The 22,115-nt window shown below is 45.6% G+C and carries 17 protein-coding genes; all 17 read left to right on the plus strand.

Going from position 1 to position 22,115, the window contains the following annotated elements:
• The 17 genes from ftsL to carA all read left to right on the plus strand — a co-directional run bounded on the left by ftsL (position 1) and on the right by carA (position 22,115).
• A complete protein-coding gene (ftsL, locus tag AB4133_RS20415) occupies positions 1-318 on the plus strand; it encodes a cell division protein FtsL (protein WP_017062901.1) in 318 nt (105 codons plus the stop codon).
• Positions 315-2,072, plus strand: coding sequence for a peptidoglycan glycosyltransferase FtsI (locus AB4133_RS20420; RefSeq protein ID WP_008223684.1), 1,758 nt, complete (start codon positions 315-317; stop codon positions 2,070-2,072). The genes ftsL and AB4133_RS20420 overlap by 4 nt, the downstream gene beginning before the upstream one ends.
• A gap of 18 nt (positions 2,073-2,090) precedes the next feature.
• Positions 2,091-3,575 (plus strand): UDP-N-acetylmuramoyl-L-alanyl-D-glutamate--2,6-diaminopimelate ligase, encoded by a 1,485-nt coding sequence (murE, locus tag AB4133_RS20425; protein ID WP_017059282.1) that lies wholly within the window; start codon positions 2,091-2,093, stop codon positions 3,573-3,575.
• Complete coding sequence (gene murF, locus AB4133_RS20430) at positions 3,575-4,948, plus strand: UDP-N-acetylmuramoyl-tripeptide--D-alanyl-D-alanine ligase (RefSeq protein ID WP_372225565.1); 1,374 nt, start codon at positions 3,575-3,577, stop codon at positions 4,946-4,948. Before murE ends, murF begins: the two co-directional genes overlap by 1 nt.
• Entirely contained in the window at positions 4,945-6,027 is a 1,083-nt protein-coding gene (gene mraY / locus AB4133_RS20435) for a phospho-N-acetylmuramoyl-pentapeptide-transferase (RefSeq protein WP_372123300.1), read from the plus strand. The genes murF and mraY overlap by 4 nt, the downstream gene beginning before the upstream one ends.
• 58 nt (positions 6,028-6,085) lie before the next feature.
• On the plus strand, positions 6,086-7,402 hold the full coding sequence (murD, locus tag AB4133_RS20440) for a UDP-N-acetylmuramoyl-L-alanine--D-glutamate ligase (protein WP_372225569.1): 1,317 nt from the start codon (positions 6,086-6,088) through the stop codon (positions 7,400-7,402).
• 22 nt (positions 7,403-7,424) lie between these two features.
• Positions 7,425-8,621: a cell division protein FtsW gene (ftsW, locus tag AB4133_RS20445; protein ID WP_065584711.1), complete on the plus strand. Its 1,197-nt coding sequence runs from the start codon at positions 7,425-7,427 to the stop codon at positions 8,619-8,621.
• Positions 8,622-8,633: 12 nt separating this feature from the next.
• Positions 8,634-9,695 carry an undecaprenyldiphospho-muramoylpentapeptide beta-N-acetylglucosaminyltransferase gene (gene murG / locus AB4133_RS20450; protein WP_372225571.1) on the plus strand — a complete coding sequence of 354 codons (1,062 nt, stop codon included), beginning with the start codon at positions 8,634-8,636 and terminating at the stop codon, positions 9,693-9,695.
• Between the two features lie 13 nt (positions 9,696-9,708).
• Positions 9,709-11,169 (plus strand): UDP-N-acetylmuramate--L-alanine ligase, encoded by a 1,461-nt coding sequence (gene murC / locus AB4133_RS20455; RefSeq protein WP_017059288.1) that lies wholly within the window; start codon positions 9,709-9,711, stop codon positions 11,167-11,169.
• A gap of 278 nt (positions 11,170-11,447) precedes the next feature.
• The gene (locus AB4133_RS20460) at positions 11,448-12,140 is read left to right on the plus strand and encodes a cell division protein FtsQ/DivIB (protein WP_017059290.1); all 693 of its coding nucleotides are present in this window, start codon (positions 11,448-11,450) and stop codon (positions 12,138-12,140) included.
• A complete protein-coding gene (gene ftsA / locus AB4133_RS20465; protein WP_010434747.1) occupies positions 12,133-13,401 on the plus strand; it encodes a cell division protein FtsA in 1,269 nt (422 codons plus the stop codon). The genes AB4133_RS20460 and ftsA overlap by 8 nt, the downstream gene beginning before the upstream one ends.
• 31 nt (positions 13,402-13,432) lie before the next feature.
• Positions 13,433-14,662, plus strand: coding sequence for a cell division protein FtsZ (ftsZ, locus tag AB4133_RS20470; RefSeq protein WP_017059291.1), 1,230 nt, complete (start codon positions 13,433-13,435; stop codon positions 14,660-14,662).
• Between the two features lie 96 nt (positions 14,663-14,758).
• Complete coding sequence (gene lpxC / locus AB4133_RS20475) at positions 14,759-15,676, plus strand: UDP-3-O-acyl-N-acetylglucosamine deacetylase (protein WP_010434751.1); 918 nt, start codon at positions 14,759-14,761, stop codon at positions 15,674-15,676.
• A 390-nt stretch (positions 15,677-16,066) separates the two neighbouring features.
• Positions 16,067-18,793, plus strand: a complete 2,727-nt coding sequence (secA, locus tag AB4133_RS20480; RefSeq protein WP_017059292.1) for a preprotein translocase subunit SecA — start codon at positions 16,067-16,069, stop codon at positions 18,791-18,793.
• Between the two features lie 348 nt (positions 18,794-19,141).
• Positions 19,142-19,540 (plus strand): 8-oxo-dGTP diphosphatase MutT, encoded by a 399-nt coding sequence (gene mutT / locus AB4133_RS20485; protein ID WP_017062897.1) that lies wholly within the window; start codon positions 19,142-19,144, stop codon positions 19,538-19,540.
• Positions 19,541-19,632: 92 nt separating this feature from the next.
• A complete protein-coding gene (dapB, locus tag AB4133_RS20490; RefSeq protein WP_020628676.1) occupies positions 19,633-20,457 on the plus strand; it encodes a 4-hydroxy-tetrahydrodipicolinate reductase in 825 nt (274 codons plus the stop codon).
• A gap of 503 nt (positions 20,458-20,960) precedes the next feature.
• Complete coding sequence (gene carA / locus AB4133_RS20495) at positions 20,961-22,115, plus strand: glutamine-hydrolyzing carbamoyl-phosphate synthase small subunit (RefSeq protein ID WP_010434758.1); 1,155 nt, start codon at positions 20,961-20,963, stop codon at positions 22,113-22,115.

A 22,115-nucleotide genomic window follows, 5' to 3' on the forward strand; every position in this document is an offset into this window, starting at 1 on the left:
ATGAAGACCTCCAAGCCTAACTTAGCCAAGATAATATTTTTTGATTTGATCTCCGTGGGTAAAGTCCCATTGGTGCTGCTTATCTGTATCTTCGCGAGCGCGATGGGGGTCGTTCTCACGACACACATGTCACGTCAGGCAATCACGCAAAAAGACATGGCATTGAGTGAGCGTGAACAGCTTGATAATGAATGGCGAAATTTAATGCTTGAAGAGACGGCTCTGGCTGAACATAGCCGCGTTCAAGCATCGGCAAAACGAGAGCTAGACATGAAACGTCCAGACTCCGACAAAGAAGTTGTGATCACACTGAAATGACCGGAAAAAAGGAAAAAGCCCCCGCGAAAGCCGTTAAGAAACCAACGAAAGAGCGAGTGAAGAGCGAAAAGGACTCGGATCCAATTCTGATTAAATGGCGTTTCAACGTCGTTATTGCTTTTGTGTTGGTTGCCTTTTCTGTACTAGTAGGTCGTGTGGCTTACATCCAAGTCATTGAACCAGATAACTTAATTCGTCAGGGCGACCTTCGTTCTGTACGTGTTAAGGCTATTCCTTCTGCCCGCGGTATTATTTCAGACCGCAATGGCGAACCACTTGCCGTCAGTGTGCCTGTTGAGGCGGTATGGGCTGACCCGAAAACCATCTTCGATAAAAATGGCATGGCCCAAATTGATCGTTGGTATGCGCTAGCTGATGTACTTGGCTTAGATCGACAATCGATGATCAACAAGATCTCCAGCGACAAATCTCGTCGTTTTATCTACCTACAAAGACAAGTTAGCCCAGCAATGGCGAAATACATCCGCGACTTAAAGCTGGTGGGTATTGGTCTTAAAGCAGAATCACGTCGTTATTACCCAGCCGGTGAAGTCAGCGCGCATCTTATTGGTGTGACCGGAATTGATGGACACGGCCTAGAAGGTGTCGAGCGCAGCTACGATAAGTGGCTCACGGGTGAAGCAGGTAAACGTACAATCCGTAAAGACCGTTACGGGCGAGTAGTTGAAAACATTGCACTAGAAGAGCGTGAAGAAGGTAAACCACTCGAATTGACCATCGATCAGCGCTTACAAGCCATCGCTTATCGAGCGATTAAACAGGCGGTAGCCGATCACAAGGCGACGTCTGGATCTGCCATCTTATTAGACGTAAAAACGGGTGCGGTTTTGGCCATGGTTAACGCACCGTCTTACAACCCAAACAATCGTGCTGATTTACAAAGCTTTAAGATGCGTAACCGCGTGATCACCGATGCTTTTGAGCCAGGTTCGACGGTTAAGCCGTTTGTTGTTCTTGCCGCTCTCGAAAATGGTACCGCGGATGCTGATACTGTAATTGATACGGGTAACGGCATCATGCAAATCGGTGGTAGCCGTGTACGTGATACTTCCAAAGTTGGTAAGGCAGACTTGGCGTTAATCCTTAAGAAGTCGAGTAACATCGGTGTGGCGAAGTTAGCACTGGATATGCCACTTGAAGCGCTACTGGGCATGTACAGTTCTGTTGGTCTTGGCGAGATGTCTGGGCTGAATCTAGTCGGTGAGACCGCGGGTATTTTCCCGAACCGTCGACGCTGGTCTAAGTTTGAAATCGCTACCTTATCCTTTGGTTATGGTCTAGCGATTACTCCGCTGCAATTGGCTCATGCCTATGCGACGTTAGCGAATCACGGTGTTTACGAACCTATCCATATCGTTAAAAGCAACGACCAAGATTTCTCAAAACAGATCATCAAGCGCGAAAATGCTGAGTTGGTTTTGAACATGCTAGAAGGCGTAACCCAAAAGGGCGGTACAGCGACAAGAGCTGCCGTGCCGGGTTACCGAGTAGCAGCAAAAACAGGTACATCTAGAAAAGCGATTTCCGGTGGTTATGGAGACGAGTACTTCGCCTATACCGCAGGTGTTGCTCCAGTGAGTGACCCAAGAGTCTCTTTGGTTGTGATGATCAATGAACCTCAAGGTGACCTCTACTATGGTGGCTCGGTCGCAGCCCCTGTTTTTTCTGAAATCATGAAGGGCGCACTGCAAATTCTGAATGTCCCTGCTGATGAAAACAAGTTTCAAGAATAGAGCCAATCAGGATTCAATATGAGTAATAGCCTCACGCTGTCATCTTTACTTTCTCCTTGGGGTGACTTTAGTTCACCTGAGCTGGATGCGATTGCCGTTGAACAGTTGGAGTTGGATAGTCGTGCCATCAAAGACGGCGATATTTTTGTTGCTGTAGTTGGGCATGCTGTTGATGGCCGTCGTTTCATTGACAAAGCGGTCTCACAGGGAGCCAATGCCGTTATCGCACAAGCTGATGCTGAAAAGGCCCATGGTCTGATTGAGTGGTTGGATGCTGTTCCGGTTGTTTACATTAAAGACCTTAACTTGGTGTTATCTGAGTTGGCCGGTCGTGTTTACTCGTCTCAGGCGACTAAGCTGATTGGTGTTACCGGCACCAATGGCAAAACCACTATCACCCAATTGATTGCTCAGTGGCTAGATTTAGTCGGCCAACGCTCTGCGGTAATGGGCACCACGGGTAACGGTTTTCTAGACAACCTTAAAACGGCGGCGAATACGACCGGTAGTGCGATTGAAATACAACGTACGCTGAGTGAGTTAGCGGAAGAAAACGCTGTTTATACCGCGATGGAAATCTCGTCTCATGGTTTGGTTCAAGGCCGAGTTAAGGCATTGGATTTTGAGGCTGGTGTATTTACTAACTTGAGCCGTGACCACTTGGATTACCACGGCACGATGCAAGAGTACGCTCTGGCTAAGAAGAGCTTGTTTACTCAGCATAAGTGTAAGCACGCTGTGATTAATGTTGATGATGAAGTCGGTAAAGCTTGGATGGCTGATCTGTCCAATGCAGTAGCTGTGTCATTGCTTCCGTTATCGGGCTACCAGCAGTCAGTATGGGCATCGGATGTTGCTTATGCAGAGACGGGTATCAAACTCGCTTTTGATGGTAGCTGGGGGCAGGGACAACTGTCTGTTCCTTTAATTGGCCAGTTCAACGCATCAAATGTATTGGTTGCTTTCGCGACCCTACTTGTACTAGGCATCGACAAGCAAACCTTGATCGACACAGCACCTCAATTGCAACCTGTTATTGGTCGCATGGAATTGTTCCAAGTACCAAACAAAGCGAAAGTGGTTGTCGACTACGCGCATACACCTGACGCATTAGAGAAAGCATTGGCAGCACTACGTGTACATTGCTCTGGAAAGCTATGGGCAATCTTTGGCTGCGGTGGTGATCGAGATACAGGCAAGCGCCCTATGATGGCGGTTACCGCAGAGCAGTTCGCCGATAACATTATTATTTCAGATGACAACCCTCGCAGTGAAGACCCGGCATTGATTGTTAAAGACATGCTGGCAGGTTTAAGTGAGCCTGAAGTCGCCTTTGTTGAACACGATCGCTTTCAGGCGGTTAAGTTTGCTCTAGAGCAGGCGGGTAATAACGACATTATTCTTCTGGCAGGTAAAGGCCATGAGGATTACCAAGTATTGAAAGACAAAACGATCCACTATTCGGATCGAGAGTCAGCACTACAACTTTTAGGTATTTCATAATGATTGATGTATCACTCGAGCAGATCTGCTCAGCGGTGTACGGTCAGCTGATAGAGGCTGGCAAATCGAGCAATAGTTTGATCAATGCGGTTTCTACCGATACTCGCACCGTTGAAGAAGGTGCACTGTTTGTTGCTCTTGTAGGTGAACGTTTTGATGCGCATGATTTTTGTGGTCAGGCTGTTGAGGCCAATGCGAGTGCGTTATTAGTTCAACGAAAACTTGACCTAAATATTACTCAAGTTGTTGTTGAAGACACTAAACTTGCTTTAGGTCAGCTAAGTGCTTGGATCCACAAACAATGTAACGTGCCAACCATGGCGATAACAGGAAGCTGTGGCAAAACGACCGTCAAAGAGATGGTCGCGAGTATTCTACAACAACGTGGCAAAGTGCTGTTTACAGCGGGTAACTTCAATAATGATATTGGAGTACCACTAACCTTGCTGCGCAGTGAACCCAATGACGACTATGCCGTGATAGAACTGGGCGCGAACCACATTGGTGAAATTGCCTATACCACGCAGCTTGTGAAACCACAGGTGGCCTTAGTGAATAACGTTGCTGCCGCGCATCTAGAGGGCTTTGGCTCAATTGATGGTGTTAAACAAGCGAAAGGCGAAATTTTTCAGGGGCTTGCTGCTGGTGATACTGCTATTGTTAACCTAGAGAGCAATGGTGGTGACTTTTGGAATGAAGTACTCGCAGATAAAACGGTACTGACATTTTCAGAAAGCGACAGCACGGCAGATTATTTTGCTAAGCATATTCGCATTAATGAGCAGGGCGAAGCGTGCTTTGAGATGCAAACACCGCAAGGCGCTCTGCCGGTTGAGCTTGGCATTATCGGTCAGCATAACGTAGCGAATGCGTTGGCCTCAGCAGCGTTGAGCATTCAGTTTGGTGCCACGCTTGAAGAAGTAAAAAATGGTTTAGCGAATCTTATCTCTGTCAAAGGGCGAGTTGAGGTTCAACAATTAAGTCAGAATATCAAGCTGATAGATGACAGTTATAACGCCAGCGTACCCGCGATGAAGGCGGCAGCCAAACTGCTGTCGAGCTTCAAAGGTCAACGTTGGTTGATTTTAGGCAATATGGCTGAATTAGGCGACGAAAGCCTTGCACTTCACCGTCAAGTCGGTGAATATGCTGCCCCATTCGCTTTTGAGCATGTACTCACTTACGGTGATGATACCAAGGTGATTAGTGAGGTCTGTAATGGTACCCACTTCGCAACGCATCAAACGATGATCGCGCACATAGAGCAACACTTATGCTTGCCAGAAAACGCGTCACATACCTTGTTGGTAAAAGGCGCGAATAGTGCAGGAATGAGTAAAATAGCCGCTGCTTTAAAGGAGAACTTTTCATGATAATTTGGCTTGCAGAGCTACTACAGCCACACCTTTCTTTTTTCCGTTTGTTCGAATACTTATCGTTTCGTGCAATCGCGAGCATTTTGACGGCTTTATGTCTGTCGCTGTGGATGGGACCTCGTTTAATTGAGCGTCTGCAAATGCTGCAAATTGGCCAAGTTGTTCGTAATGACGGCCCAGAGTCTCACTTCAGTAAGCGTGGTACACCAACCATGGGTGGTGTGATGATCCTTGCTGCGATCATCATTACGGTCTTACTTTGGGCTGACTTATCAAACCCTTACGTTTGGGCCGTACTTGTCGTGCTAGGCGGTTACGGTGCAGTTGGTTTTGTTGATGATTATCGTAAAGTCGTTCGTAAGAACACTGATGGCTTGATTGCGCGTTGGAAGTACTTCTGGCAATCGGCTATTGCATTGGTTGTGGCGTTTGCTCTGTATGCTCATGGGCAAGACACTGCTGCGACACAATTAGTGGTGCCTTTCTTTAAAGATGTGATGCCACAACTTGGTTTACTGTACATTGTTCTAACTTACTTTGTTATTGTGGGTACCAGTAACGCGGTAAACCTAACTGATGGCCTAGATGGCTTGGCGATTATGCCAACGGTTATGGTTGCTGCGGGTTTTGCTGTTATCGCTTGGGCGACAGGTAACGTTAACTTTGCAGCATACCTACACATTCCATACATCCCATACACCTCTGAACTGGTGGTGGTATGTACTGCTATCGTTGGTGCAGGCCTTGGCTTCCTATGGTTTAACACTTACCCAGCACAAGTATTCATGGGCGATGTTGGCTCTCTAGCACTGGGTGGTGCGTTAGGTGTGATTGCGGTACTCGTTCGTCAAGAGTTGGTACTAGTGATCATGGGTGGTGTGTTTGTAATGGAGACTCTGTCAGTGATTCTGCAGGTGGGCTCTTACAAATTGCGTGGCCAGCGTATTTTCCGTATGGCACCGATTCACCACCACTATGAGCTGAAAGGCTGGCCAGAACCGCGTGTTATCGTGCGCTTTTGGATCATCTCAATGGTATTGGTACTGATTGGCCTAGCGACACTGAAAGTTCGTTAATCCTATGCGAGCCTCTGTATTAGAGGTTCTTTAAAACTATTAAGAGCATCTTGTTTAAATGGAACGTTGGCAAAATATTCAAAATGTAGTGGTTGTGGGGCTCGGTATTACCGGGCTCTCTGTCGTTAAACATCTCGTAAAATATCAACCTCATACGCATGTGAAGGTCATTGATACGCGAGAGCTACCGCCAGGAAAGGAATCTTTGCCTGAGTCGGTAGAGCTGCATTCTGAAAGCTGGAATGGCCAATGGCTAGCTGAGGCTGATCTGGTGGTTGCTAACCCAGGTATTGCTTTAGCGACGCCAGAAATTCAAGATGTGCTTGAAGCGGGTACGCCTGTCGTTGGCGACATCGAGCTGTTTGGTTGGGCTGTAGATAAGCCTGTTGTGGCGATTACTGGTTCAAACGGTAAGAGTACCGTGACGGATTTGACTGGTGTGCTTGCTAAGGCTGCTGGGCTTAATGTTGGCGTTGGCGGCAATATTGGCATTCCTGCCCTAGACCTTCTAGAACTTGATGCGGATTTATATGTCCTTGAACTTTCAAGTTTTCAGCTAGAAACTACATCGAATTTAAAACTTGCCGCTGCGGCATTCTTAAATCTGTCTGAAGATCATATGGATCGCTATCAAGGCATGGCTGATTACCGTGAGGCCAAGTTAAGAATCTTTAATAACGCGCAGTGTGCGATTGTTAATCGTGAAGACAAAGAGACTTACCCTGACCAGACAATGCCATTGTTGACTTTTGGCCTAGATAACCAAGAGTTTGGTGTATCAACGATTGATAGTACTGAGTGGTTGGTCGATCACGGTAAACCTGTCCTTGCTACCCAAGATTTAACATTGGTTGGACGTCACAATGTGGCGAATGCGTTAGTCTCACTTGCACTATTGAAGCAAGTTGGTATCGACTACAGCAAAAGTCTTGATGCTTTGAAGGCCTATAACGGTTTGACGCATCGTTGCCAAGTCGTGGCTGACAAGCGCGAAATCAAATGGGTTAATGACTCCAAAGCAACGAATGTAGCCAGCACATTGGCAGCCCTGTCTGGGTTGGAGTATCAAGGTACGTTATATCTTTTGGTTGGCGGCGTTGGTAAAGGTGCTGACTTTAGTGAGCTTGAACCAGTATTGGCGCAACTTGAGCGTGTTCAGCTGTGTTGTTTCGGTGAAGATGCAGATCAATTCATGCCTCTGCACCCATCGGCACAAAAGTTCGATACCATGCAGCAGATAATCGAATCTATCTCGCCACAGCTGGTGGCTGGAGATATGGTGATGCTGTCTCCGGCGTGCGCAAGCTTCGATCAATTTAATAATTTCATGGCAAGAGGTGATGCGTTCACTGAGCTTGCTCATGAGTATGCTTAACGTGTTGAAGGACTAACATTCAGTGCAAAGAGTCAAAGAGATTAATCAATCCATCTGGCAGTGGCTAAACCGTGCTACTCCCGAGGCGCTTTACGATCGTCAATTGGTGTGGATTGCTCTTGGGCTAATGCTGACAGGTTTGGTGATGGTGACGTCTGCTTCGTTCCCCATCAGTGCTCGTTTAACCGATCAGCCGTTTCACTTTATGTTCCGTCATGCCATCTTCCTTGTATTGGCGTTAGGTGTCTCTAGCGTCATATTGCAAATCCCGATGCAACGCTGGTTTCAATACAGTATGTATCTACTGGGCTTGTCCTTCTTCTTGCTGATTGTGGTATTAGCCGTCGGTAAGTCGGTTAACGGCGCATCGCGTTGGATCCCATTAGGGCTATTTAACTTACAACCCGCTGAAGTCGCCAAGTTATCGCTGTTTATCTTTATGGCGGGCTACTTGGTTCGGAAGCAAGATGAAGTGAGAAAAACCTTCTTCGGTGGTTTTGGTAAACCGATCATGGTATTCGGCGCTTTTGCCGTGCTGCTGCTAGGCCAGCCCGATTTAGGTACTGTGGTCGTAATGCTAGTGACCCTGTTCGGCATGCTATTCATTGCTGGTGCCAAGCTTTCACAGTTTATCGCCTTGATGGTGGCAGGTATTGCCGCGGTCGTCGGTTTGATTGTTATAGAACCTTATCGTGTTCGACGTGTTACCTCATTCTGGGAACCTTGGAACGACCCGTTCGGCAGTGGTTACCAGTTAACTCAGTCATTGATGGCGTTTGGCCGTGGTGATTGGATGGGGCAAGGGCTTGGTAACTCGATTCAAAAACTCGAATACTTACCAGAAGCGCATACCGATTTTGTATTTGCTGTGTTGGCTGAAGAGCTTGGCTTTGTCGGTGTTACCTTAGTATTAATGTTGATCTTCAGCTTGGTGTTAAAAGCCATTCTGATAGGTAAAAAAGCCTTTGAACACGATCAAGTGTTCAGCGGCTATCTGGCTTTTGGTATTGGTATTTGGTTTGCGTTTCAGACGCTTGTTAACGTAGGTGCTGCATCTGGCATCGTTCCGACCAAAGGTCTAACCCTACCGCTAATCAGTTATGGTGGTTCGAGTTTAATTGTTATGTCTGTGGCGGTATCAATGCTGCTGCGCATTGACCACGAATGCCGAATGCAACAAAAAGAACAAGCTGATAGTCAAAACGAATTAGTAGAATAAGAATCTAACGTGATGAAACAAAACAAAAAACTTTTAGTGATGGCTGGTGGTACTGGCGGTCACGTTTTCCCAGGGTTAGCAGTAGCGAAAAAGCTTCAGCAACAAGGTTGGGAAATTCGCTGGTTAGGCACAGCAGACAGAATGGAAGCGGATTTAGTGCCAAAGCATGGCATTGAAATCGACTTCATCAAAGTGAAAGGCCTGCGTGGTCAAGGCATTAGCAAGTTAATTAAAGCGCCGTTCCAGATTATTAATGCCATACTTCAAGCAAGGCAATACATCAAAGCATGGCAGCCTGATGTGGTACTTGGTATGGGTGGCTACGTGAGTGGCCCGGGTGGTATCGCGGCATGGTTGTCTGGCATTCCAGTGGTTCTCCATGAACAAAATGCAGTGGCAGGTTTAACCAACCAATGGCTGTCTAAGATTGCTAAAAAGGTTTTCCAAGCTTTCCCTGGTGCGTTTCCTACTGCAGAAGTGGTGGGTAACCCAGTACGCGAAGATGTGGTTGCCTTAGCTGAACCCGAGCAACGCATGGCTGAGCGTGATGGTGACATCCGCATCTTGGTTATGGGCGGCAGTCAGGGCGCAAAAATCCTAAACGATACCTTGCCAGTAACGATGGCGCAGCTTGGTGAAGGCTTCACTGTGATGCACCAAGCGGGTAAGAACAATCAACAACAAGTTATTGAGCAATACAAATCACATTCTGTTGGTAATGTTCAAGTGACTGAATTTATTGATGATGTGGCGCAAGCTTATGAGTGGGCAGATCTATTAGTGTGTCGCTCAGGTGCATTAACCGTATCAGAAGTGTCTGCGGCAGGTGTCGGTTCTATCTTCGTTCCGTTTATGCACAAAGACAGACAACAAGCGTTGAATGCCGACCATTTAGTTGAATGTGGCGCAGCGTTAATGATTGAACAGCCTCAACTAACGGCTGATAAGCTAGCGAACACTATCGCGCAGCTTGATAGAAATGAATTAAAAATGATGGCAACAAAAGCTCGTCAAGCCGCCAAGCTTGATGCTGATGTGACCGTCGCTGAAGCGATTAAAGCTTTAGCAAAATAATGAGATTGAATTGATGACGATTGAACATACCCAAGACTTAGCGCAAATCCGTGCAATGGTGCCAGAGATGCGCCGTGTTAAATCTATCCACTTCATTGGTATTGGTGGTGCCGGAATGAGCGGGATTGCTGAAGTCTTGCTAAATGAAGGCTACCAGATCACGGGTTCTGATATTGCTCAAAACCCAGTGACTGATCGTTTAGTTAGCAAGGGTGCGACCGTTTATATCGGTCACCAAGCGAGTAACGTTGCCGACGCAAGTGTGGTGGTTGTTTCAACCGCTATCAACGAAGAAAACCCAGAAATTATTGCAGCTCGTGAAGCGCGCACACCGATCGTTCGTCGTGCAGAAATGCTGGCTGAGCTGATGCGTTTTCGTCACGGTATTGCTGTGGCAGGTACGCACGGTAAAACAACCACGACTGCGCTAGTGACACAGATTTACTCGGAAGCCGGCCTAGATCCAACCTTCGTAAACGGTGGTTTGGTTAAAAGTGCTGGCACTAACGCACGTTTAGGTTCAAGCCGTATTCTTATCGCTGAAGCCGATGAGAGTGATGCTTCATTTTTACATCTGCAACCTATGGTTAGTATCGTAACTAACATTGAAGCGGATCATATGGATACCTACGGCGGCGATTTTGAAACGCTAAAGCAGACGTTTATTGATTTTTTACACAACCTACCATTCTACGGTCAGGCTGTGATGTGTGTTGATGATCCAGTAGTGCGTGAGCTTATTCCTCAGGTAAGTCGCCAGGTGATTACTTACGGTTTCTCTGAAGATGCGGATATTCGTATTGAGAACTACGTACAAGAAGGCCAGCAAGGCAAATTCACAGTGGTACGTGAAGGTAAAGCTAACCTTGATATCACGTTAAACATTCCAGGTCGTCACAATGCATTGAATGCATCGGCGGCGATTGCTGTTGCAACAGAAGATGACATCAGCGATGAAGCGATTCTCAAAGCGATGGCGGGAACGGAAGGCACGGGTCGCCGTTTCGATCACCTAGGTGAGTATGAAACAGGTAAAGGCGTTGCAATGCTGGTCGATGATTACGGTCATCACCCAACCGAAGTTGATGTGACGATTCAAGCTGCTCGTAGTGGCTGGACTGATAAACGTCTTGTTATGATCTTCCAACCGCACCGTTATAGCCGTACTCGCGATCTGTATGATGATTTCGCGAACGTTCTTGAGCAGGTTGATGTCCTAATTCTGTTAGATGTTTATTCTGCAGGTGAGAAACCGATTGCAGGGGCTGACGGACGTTCATTAAGTCGAACTATTCGTGGGCGTGGTAAGATAGACCCAATCTTTGTTGCCGATATCAACGCACTGCCATCGGCTTTAGCCAACGTAATTCAAGGCGGTGACCTTGTTTTAACGCAGGGTGCAGGCGATGTTGGTCGAGTAGCGAAGCAGTTGGAATCGTTACAGTTAGACATTAATAAAATGCAGAACGCGTAACAGAATACTGTCTACAGACTGTGGTCAATCGCTCACTTCTTGCGATTGACCTAAAATTGACCAAAAATCTTATTATCAACGTTTGATAGTTTGATTTTGCTCAGTATAATTCATAGGTTAAAGTAAGTGCTTTTACCTCTATTACGAAGATAGGGAATAGAATTGCGAACCAACGACAGGGAATGCGGGCTTTGGTAGAAAGTACTTTTAGCGAAAACCGCCACCTATTCAGTTTACCGTCGCTCAAGAAACACGCCTTAGGCGGGTCTTTTTTTGTCATGGTATTGCTATTCATTGGGTTTCTTTTCTATACCACACTAACTTGGATGTGGGACGATCAGCGATTGCCTCTCTCCAAAATAGTACTTCAAGGCGACTTAACTTACGTAACCGCTGGTGATGTTCAACATGCCTTTAGCGAGCTAGAGCACATTGGAACCTTCATGTCGCAAGACATCGGTGTGTTGCAAGACAGTTTAGAAGCGTTACCTTGGGTTTCAGTGGTCTCCATTCGTAAGCAGTGGCCAGACACAATAAAAGTATTTTTGACTGAGTACCATGCGGCAGCAATCTGGAACGGTAACATGCTGCTGAATGACGATGGTCAGGTGTTTAATGGTGATATCGGCCTGTTGAAGGGCGATAGAGTTAAGCTTTACGGCCCAGACGGCACCAGCCAAGAAGTGATAGAAAAGTGGCGACAGATAACCCCTTTGATTAACAGTCTAGGGTTAACCGTTACCTCCCTCGTTCTCAATGAGCGTCGCGCTTGGCAAATAATCCTAGATAACGGTATCCGTTTAGAACTAGGTAAAGATTCTTTAGATGAGCGTGTTGAACGCTTCATTTCGCTTTACAACGAACTTGGTAGTAAAGCGAATCAAGTGAGCTACATCGACCTCAGGTATGATACGGGAGCCGCTGTAGGCTGGTTTCCAGAGCAAGAGTTAGAAGAGAGCACAGATGACTAAGACCGCAGATGACAACATAATCGTTGGTCTTGATATAGGCACTGCGACCATATCAGCTCTGGTTGGTGAAATATTGCCTGATGGTCAAATCAATATCATTGGCTCTGGGCAAAGCCCATCCAGAGGTATGGATAAAGGTGGTGTGAACGACCTAGAGTCGGTAGTTAAGTCAGTTCAGCGAGCAATTGATCAAGCAGAGTTGATGGCGGAATGCCAAATCAGCAATGTGTTTATCTCGCTATCAGGCAAACATATCGCAAGCCGAATTGAAAAAGGCATGGGCACTATCTCTGATGAAGAGGTGTCTCAAGACGATATGGATCGAGCGATCCATACCGCGAAATCAATTAAAATAGGTGATGAGCAGAGAATTCTGCACGTGATCCCACAAGAATTTACCATTGATTATCAAGAAGGGATTAAGAACCCACTTGGCTTATCTGGTGTTCGAATGGAAGTCAGTGTTCACCTAATTTCTTGCCATAGCGACATGGCGAGAAACATTATTAAAGCTGTTGAACGATGTGGTCTCACAGTAGAACAAATCGTGTTTTCAGGACTTGCCTCAAGCAATGCGGTAATTACTGAAGACGAGAGAGAGCTTGGAGTATGTGTTGTCGATATCGGTGCGGGTACAATGGATATTTCCATTTGGACTGGCGGCGCACTTCGACACACAGAAGTCTTTTCCTACGCAGGAAATGCAGTAACCAGTGATATTGCCTTCGCTTTCGGCACGCCAGTGAGCGATGCTGAAGAGATAAAAGTAAACCATGGTTGCGCTCTGAGTGAACTCGTAAGCAAGGATGACTCTGTTAACGTCCCAAGTGTTGGTGGTCGCCCATCGAGAAGTTTGCAACGACAAACTTTGTCGGAAGTGATTGAACCACGTTACACTGAACTTATGGGTCTCGTTAACCAAACTATTGATACGGTTCAATTACAGCTACGAGATGAAGGTATTAAACACCACCTTGCAGCTGGCGTCGTTCTTACTGGTGGAGCGGCACAAATTGACGGATTGGTAGAGTGTGCGGAACGTGTTTTCCGCAATCAAGTTCGAGTTGGTAAGCCGTTAGAAGTTAGTGGCTTAACTGACTATGTTAAAGAGCCGTATCATTCTACGGCGGTTGGTTTACTTCATTACGCAAGAGATTGTCAGATCAGTGATGAAGGTGATTACAGCGAACCTAAGCGTTCAGCACCTTCTATGTCTGGTTTATTTGGCAAATTGCGTAATTGGATACAAAAAGAGTTTTAACCTGAGTTGCAGGAAAAAACGGAGATAACACATGTTTGAACCGATGATGGAAATGTCTGACGATGCAGTAATTAAAGTCGTTGGAGTTGGTGGCGGTGGCGGTAACGCTGTTGAGCACATGGTACGTGAATCAATCGAAGGCGTAGAATTCATCAGTGTTAACACTGATGCACAAGCACTTCGTAAAACAAGCGTGAGCAGCGTGATCCAAATTGGTGGTGATATCACTAAAGGTTTGGGCGCTGGTGCAAACCCACAAGTAGGCCGTGATGCAGCTCTCGAAGATCGAGAAAGAATTAAAGAAGTTCTAACTGGCGCCGATATGGTATTTATCGCAGCTGGTATGGGCGGTGGTACTGGTACAGGTGCTGCTCCAGTTATTGCTGAAGTTGCGAAAGAGTTGGGTGTGCTAACGGTTGCTGTTGTAACTAAGCCATTTAGCTTTGAAGGCAAAAAACGTTTAGCGTTTGCTGAGCAAGGTATTGAAGAGCTTTCTAAACATGTGGATTCTTTAATTACGATTCCAAATGAGAAGCTACTTAAAGTACTTGGCCGCGGCGTAACTCTGCTAGAAGCTTTCGCAAGTGCCAATGATGTACTTAAAAACGCTGTACAAGGTATCGCTGAGCTAATTACTCGCCCTGGTATGATTAACGTCGATTTCGCGGATGTTCGCACCGTAATGTCTGAGATGGGTCATGCAATGATGGGTAGCGGTATCGCAAAAGGTGAAGACCGTGCTGAAGAAGCTGCTGAAACGGCAATTTCTAGCCCACTACTAGAAGACATCGACCTAGCTGGCGCACGTGGCGTTCTTGTGAACATCACAGCAGGCCTAGATATGCGTCTAGATGAATTCGAAACAGTAGGTAATACAGTTAAGGCATTCGCATCTGATAACGCAACAGTTGTGATTGGTACTTCTCTAGACCCTGATATGACGGATGAAATCCGTGTAACTGTTGTAGCAACAGGTATCGGCACAGAGAAAAAACCAGACATTACATTAGTTGCTGGTGGTAAAGCTAAGGTTGCACCAACTCCTCAACCACAGGTAGCGGCTCAAACTGCACCAAAAGTGGAAGAGAAAGTGGCACAACCATTGCAAGAAAAAACTGAGGTTAAACCTCAAGTTAAGCCGCAGCCAACAACGTCACCTGTTTCTTCAGGTACAGGCGCTAGCCAAAGTGCAGCACCTAAGGCTGAGAAAGAGAGTGGATACTTAGATATTCCAGCATTCTTACGACGTCAGGCTGATTAACAAATACCCAAAATTTGACTATCGTCGAATTAATGGTAAAATTCGCGGTCGGTAAATACTGACCGTGATTTGTAGCACTGATAACGAGGCAAGCAGATGATCAGACAACGTACTCTGAAAGAAATTGTGAAAACAACTGGTGTGGGTCTCCACTCTGGTCGTAAAGTCACACTTACTCTTCGCCCGGCAGCTGCAAATACAGGTATTGTTTATCGTCGTACAGATGTAAATCCACCTGTAGATTTCCCAGCTGATCCAGCGTCAGTTCGTGACACTATGCTATGTACAGCTCTTGTTAATGACGAAGGCGTACGTATCTCTACAGTGGAACACCTTAACGCAGCTTTAGCGGGTATGGGCATCGACAACATTATTGTTGAAGTAGATGCACCTGAGATCCCAATTATGGATGGTAGCGCAAGCCCATTCGTATACTTGCTACAGCAAGCGGGTGTAGAAACACTGAATGCAGCGAAGCGTTTTATTCGTATCAAAAAGCCTATCCGTTTTGAAGATGGCGATAAGTGGGCAGAATTTGTTCCATTTAACGGCTTCCGTATGGACTTTGAGATCGACTTTAACCACCCAGCTATTGAATCTGATGAGCAACGTTTGTTGTTTGATTTCTCTTCACAAGGTTTTGTGAAAGAAATTTCTCGCGCTCGTACTTTCGGCTTCATGCGCGACATTGAGTATCTACAATCTCAAAACCTAGTACTTGGCGGTAGCTTTGATAATGCTATCGTACTGGACGAATACCGAATTCTTAATGAAGAAGGTCTACGTTTTGACAATGAGTTCGTAACTCATAAAGTACTAGACGCGATTGGTGACTTGTACATGTGTGGACACGCTATTATTGGTGAGTTCCGTGCATACAAATCAGGTCACGGCCTAAACAACCAACTACTACGTGCAGTACTTGCTGACGCAGAAGCTTGGGAATGGGCAACATTCGAAGAAGAAGTAGGCTCTCCTGTTGCATTTGCTGAGCCAGGAATGGTTCTAGCGTAATTGTTGTTTACAGCAATATAAGATTTCGAAAACCAGGTCATTGACCTGGTTTTTTTGTATCTATTTTCCAGATACAGTGTCGTCAACATCCGAAAGTTGTCTCCCAATGAGCTGCAGTCTGGCTAATCCATCAGCAATTAGAAAGAAAAGTTCCAAGCACATCAAACAAATGGGGTTATAAATGGTTGTTGGTGTGAAAATTACTTACACTAAAGGGCATTAATTTTAACTCAAGCCTTGAAAACTCTACTCTCAAGTACAATATCAAAGATACTAGATTTATCTCAGTATCCTTGGTTAGTAACTGAAGACTAGTTCATAGCTAGTAGAGACACTGACGGCATTTAAAATAGATCGCGGACGATCTGAGAACGAAGAGATTCCAAGCACATGATTACTAAGCTGCTGACAAAGGTAATTGGCAGTCGCAATGACAGAACACTGCGCCGCCTTAGAAAAATTGTAAAAGAAATTAATAACTTCGAACCAACGTTTGAAGCACTTTCAGACGAAGAACTAAAAGCAAAAACGGTTGAATTTCGTGAGCGCTTAGATAAAGGTGAATCGCTAGACCAACTTCTACCTGAAGCATTTGCTACGGTACGTGAAGCGTCTAAGCGTGTTTACGGCATGCGTCACTTTGACGTGCAAATGATTGGTGGCATGGTTCTAAATGCTGGCCAAATTGCAGAAATGCGTACTGGTGAAGGTAAGACTCTTACAGCAACCCTACCAGCTTATCTTAACGCCCTACCTAGCAAAGGTGTTCACGTAGTAACGGTGAACGACTACCTAGCGAAGCGTGATGCGGAAACAAACCGCCCATTATTTGAATTCCTTGGTATGACTGTTGGCGTAAACGTGCCAAACATGGCTCCACCAGAGAAGAAAGAAGCGTACCAAGCGGATATCCTATACGGAACAAACAACGAGTTTGGCTTCGATTACCTACGTGACAACATGGCTTTCCGTGCTGAAGATCGTGTTCAACGTGAGCGCTTCTTTGCTGTTGTCGATGAGGTTGACTCAATCTTAATCGATGAAGCTCGTACTCCACTTATTATCTCTGGCCCAGCTGAAGATAGTTCAGATCTTTACACGCGTATTAACACGTTGATCCCTAACCTTGAGCGCCAAGATAAAGAAGATTCTGAAGAGTACCGTGGTGAAGGTCACTACACCATGGACGAGAAATCGAAACAGGTTCACCTGACTGAAAACGGTCAAGAATTTGTAGAAGAGCTAATGGTCAAAAACGGCCTGATGGAAGAGGGTGACACGCTTTACTCTCCAACTAATATCAGCCTATTGCACCATGTTAATGCAGCGCTGCGTGCACACGTACTGTTTGAGAAAGACGTCGACTACATCGTTACTGAAGAAGGCGAAGTGGTTATCGTTGATGAACATACTGGTCGTACTATGCCAGGTCGTCGTTGGTCTGAAGGTTTACACCAAGCTGTTGAAGCTAAAGAAGGTGTGAAGATTCAGAATGAAAACCAGACGCTAGCATCGATTACATTCCAGAACTTCTTCCGTCTATACGAAAAACTGTCAGGTATGACAGGTACAGCCGATACAGAAGCTTTCGAATTTCAGTCTATCTACGGCCTAGAAACAGTGGTTATCCCAACCAACAAGCCTATGGTTCGTAACGATATGCCAGATGTGGTTTATCGTACCGAAGAAGACAAGTTCAATGCGATCATTGAAGACATCAAAGACCGTGTAGCTGCTGGTCAGCCATCATTGGTTGGTACGGTTTCTATCGAGAAGTCTGAACTACTGTCTAACGCACTGAAAAAAGCAAAAATTAAGCACAGCGTTCTAAATGCTAAATTCCACGAAATGGAAGCAGAGATCGTTGCACAAGCTGGTATGCCGAGTGCGGTAACTATCGCAACTAACATGGCTGGTCGTGGTACCGATATCGTATTAGGTGGTAGCTGGCAGGCACAAGTTGAGAAGCTAGAGAATCCAACCAAAGAGCAGATCGAGAAGATCAAAGCTGACTGGAGAGTAATCCACGATAAAGTGCTTGAGTCAGGTGGTCTGCACATCATTGGTACTGAGCGTCATGAATCTCGCCGTATCGACAACCAGCTACGTGGTCGTTCTGGTCGTCAAGGTGATGCGGGTTCTTCTCGTTTCTACCTATCAATGGAAGATTCTCTGCTACGTATCTTCACATCGGATCGTATGGCTGGTCTTATCCAAAGTGGTATGGACGAAGGCGAAGCGATCGAATCTAAGATGCTTTCTCGCTCAATTGAAAAAGCACAACGTAAAGTTGAAGGTCGTAACTTCGATATTCGTAAGCAGCTTCTTGAGTACGATGATGTAGCCAATGACCAACGTAAAGTGGTTTATGAGCTTCGTGATGAACTGATGAGCTCTGACGATATCAGCGAGATGATCGAACACAACCGTGAAGATGTATTGGCATCAGTGATTGATGAATACATCGCACCTCAGTCTCTTGAAGATATGTGGGATATCGCGGGTCTGCAAGATCGTCTGAAGAATGACTTCGATCTAGACTTTGATATTCAAGGTTGGTTAGACGAAGACGACAAGCTTTATGAAGAAGCATTGCGTGAGCGTATTCTTGCTATGGCGGTTGATTCGTACAAACAGAAAGAAGAAGTGGTTGGTGCTCAAGTACTGCGTAACTTCGAGAAATCTGTGATGCTACAAACGCTAGACGGCCTTTGGAAAGAGCACTTGGCTGCGATGGATCACCTTCGTCAAGGTATCCACTTACGTGGTTATGCTCAGAAGAACCCGAAACAAGAGTACAAGCGCGAGTCGTTTGAACTGTTTGAAGGCCTACTAGATGTACTGAAAACAGACGTTGTTACCATCCTTTCTAAAGTGCGCGTTCAGCAACAAGAAGAAGTTGAAAAGATGGAAGCTCAACGTCAAGCTCAAGCTGAAGAAGCGGCGCGTCGTGCACAAGCGCAACATGCAACAGCTGAAAACCAGCTAGCTGACGATGAAGCTGAAGCGGCATCTCCACAAACGGTAGTGCGTGACGAGCGTAAAGTTGGCCGTAACGAGCCATGCCCATGTGGTAGCGGTAAGAAGTACAAGCAGTGTCACGGTAAAATCGCGTAAGTTTAATGAATCGTTGCTGTAGCGCATGATAGCTGCGTTGGTGGTACTCACTTACAGTCGTAAGCTCCGTGCCACCGCCTTGCTCTCATACACTACAACTTAGCTTCATAAAACTGATAAATAGAATATAAAGAGTCGCTTAGGCGGCTCTTTTTGTATGTAAATTTCATGGCTTACTTTGTTACGCAAGGAAGTTGTCATTCCCTATAGCGAGGAGCGAGCGTAGTAGGGAATCTTGTTTAGTTAGGCTCGCGTAGTTTTAGATCCCCAACTCAGTCGTTCCTCTTTCTTGAGGATGACGTATTTAGGGACTATGTGAGTTCAGCGTTTTATTAAGGAACACCATCAATGAAAAGAATCCATATCGTAGCGGGTATTATCTTCAATCAAGATAAGTCACAGGTCTTTATCACTAAGCGTCCAGATGACAAGCACAAAGGTGGCTTCTGGGAATTTCCAGGTGGCAAGGTTGAAGAGGGCGAAACTATTGAGCAAGCGATGACTCGCGAGCTTGATGAAGAGGTCGGTATCAAGGTGACCGAGCAGTCTCTGTTTGAGCATCTTGAATTTGATTACACGGATAAGTCACTTAAGTTCGATTTCATTCTCGTGACTGATTTTGAAGAGCAGCCTTATGGTAAAGAAGGTCAGCAAGGTGAATGGGTAAGCCTAGAATCATTGAATCAATACGCCTTCCCAGAGGCAAATGTGCCAATTTTAGAGCGAGTAATAAAAGAGTTTTCGTAATTGCTAGCCTGAGTTTGAGATTGTTGTTAGTTTAAAGAGATTAATCGATTGAACGTTGCTGCAAGAGATAAGTGGCAACGGTAACCAAAACAATGGAGATATTCGCAGTGGTAAGAATTGCAATTGCAGGAGCAGCGGGCCGCATGGGCCGCAACTTGGTGAAAGCCGCTCATCATAATTCAGAAGCAAGTGTTGGAGCTGGTTCAGAGCGTCCAGAGTCATCTTTGGTCGGCGTAGATGTCGGCGAGTTATGCGGTGAAGGTCGTTTTGATGTTGCTTTAGTCGATGATTTGTCTAAAGCCATCGAAGAGTTTGATGTGATTGTCGATTTTACTGCCCCTGTTAGCACATTAGCGAATATTGAACTTTGTAAACGTCACGGTAAAAAACTGATCATCGGTACAACGGGCTTCTCTGAAGAAGAGAAGCAGGTGATTGATGCTGCTTCAAAAGAGATGGCTATCGTAATGGCACCTAACTACAGCGTTGGTGTGAACCTGGTCTTTAAGCTGCTAGAGAAGGCCGCTAAAGTGATGGGCGATTACTGTGATGTCGAGATCGTTGAGGCTCATCACCGTCATAAAGTCGATGCACCGTCAGGTACTGCGATTGGTATGGGCGAAGCTATTGCGGGTGCTATGGGCAACGAGCTGAACGATGTAGCCGTATGGTCACGCGAGGGTATTACTGGCGAGCGCACTAAAGATGAGATTGGTTTCGCGACGATTCGTGCCGGTGACATTATTGGTGAACACACCGCTATGTTTGCTGATATCGGTGAACGAGTGGAAATTACCCATAAAGCCACTGATCGAATGACCTTTGCTAATGGCGCAATCAAGGCCGCGGTTTGGTTAAATGATAAACCAGCAGGCTTTTATACCATGACGGATGTGCTTGGTTTGAATGACCTATAAATAGATATTTATGCGCTGGCAATTGCCGGCGCTTTTTTTATTTGGTGCCTTTTCCTTAGTAATCTCACTTCTCCGATCTTCCTTCTACTTTCTTCTTATCGCCTTTTTGACTCCATTTCTATGCTGTTTATGTGGTCTTTAGTATGTTTTTTGTTTTAGATCTTTAAATTGTCATGTTTTCTCTTGGTATTTATCGATTGCGTTTTGTTGCTGATATTTTTATCACTCTATGGTTGGCTAAAATGAGGAGTGAAAATTAGAAAATCGTAATATTCGAGCTAAATGCGCATGAAAGTTGAACTTTTGGAGCTTTGAGGGGGTAAATTGAATTAGTCCTTACAAATGTTTAATTTCTTTTGAGTTAAATGTTGACACGTATCACGCAGATCACTAAAATACCGCCAATTTGTCTAATTTCCATAAACACGCAGTTTTTGGTGTTGCAGGAAGGTAGATTTGCAAATTAAATCAATTTTAATGCATTTTTATTTCTGGAGGTTGTCTTGAAGAAGTCAGCACTACTCGTCCTAGAAGATGGGACAGTATTTCACGGTGAAGCCATTGGCGCTGTAGGTTCTGCAGTTGGTGAAGTCGTTTTTAATACCTCGATGACGGGGTACCAAGAAATCCTCACTGATCCTTCCTATTCTCAACAAATCGTTACCCTTACTTACCCTCACATTGGCAATACCGGAACCAATTCCGAAGACGAAGAATCTTCTTCAATCCACGCTCAAGGCCTTGTGATTCGCGATCTCCCTCTAATCGCTTCTAACTTCCGTAATGAACAATCCCTTTCTGATTACCTTAAGTCGCAAAACGTTGTTGGTATCGCTGATATTGATACTCGTAAGTTGACGCGTATTCTTCGTGAAAAAGGCGCACAGAACGGTTGTATTGTAGCTGGCTCTTCAGTAAACGACGGAAACCTAGACGAAGCTTTGGCTCTAGCTAAAGCAAAAGAATTCCCTGGCCTGAAAGGTATGGACCTTGCGAAAGAAGTTACAACAAAAGAAGCGTATCAATGGAAACAAGGTTCGTGGACGCTTACGGGTGGACTTCCTGAAGCGAAAGCAGACTCAGAATTGCCATACCACGTTGTTGCTTATGACTTCGGTGCAAAACGAAACATCCTACGAATGCTTGTTGACCGCGGCTGCCGCCTAACGGTTGTTCCTGCTGAGACTTCAGCTGAAGAAGTACTTGCTCTGAACCCAGACGGTGTTTTCCTTTCAAATGGCCCTGGTGACCCAGAACCATGTACTTACGCAATTGAAGCGACAAAAGTGTTCCTAGAAAAAGGCTTACCAATCTTCGGTATCTGTCTAGGTCACCAGATTCTTGCTCTTGCGTCAGGCGCTAAGACAGTGAAGATGAAGTTTGGTCACCACGGCGCAAACCACCCGGTTAAAGATTTAGATCGTGATGTTGTGATGATTACTTCGCAAAACCACGGCTTTGCTGCTGACGAAGAAACCCTTCCAGAGACACTACGTGCAACGCACAAATCACTATTTGATGGTTCTCTACAAGGTATTCACCGTACAGACAAACCAGCATTCAGCTTCCAAGGTCACCCTGAAGCAAGCCCAGGTCCAGAAGACGCAGCGCCGTTATTCGACCACTTTATTGAACTAATCAAACAGCACACAGCGTAA

It is taken from the genome of Vibrio sp. 10N.286.52.F8 (assembly GCF_041468745.1).
Lineage (GTDB): Bacteria > Pseudomonadota > Gammaproteobacteria > Enterobacterales > Vibrionaceae > Vibrio > Vibrio crassostreae_C.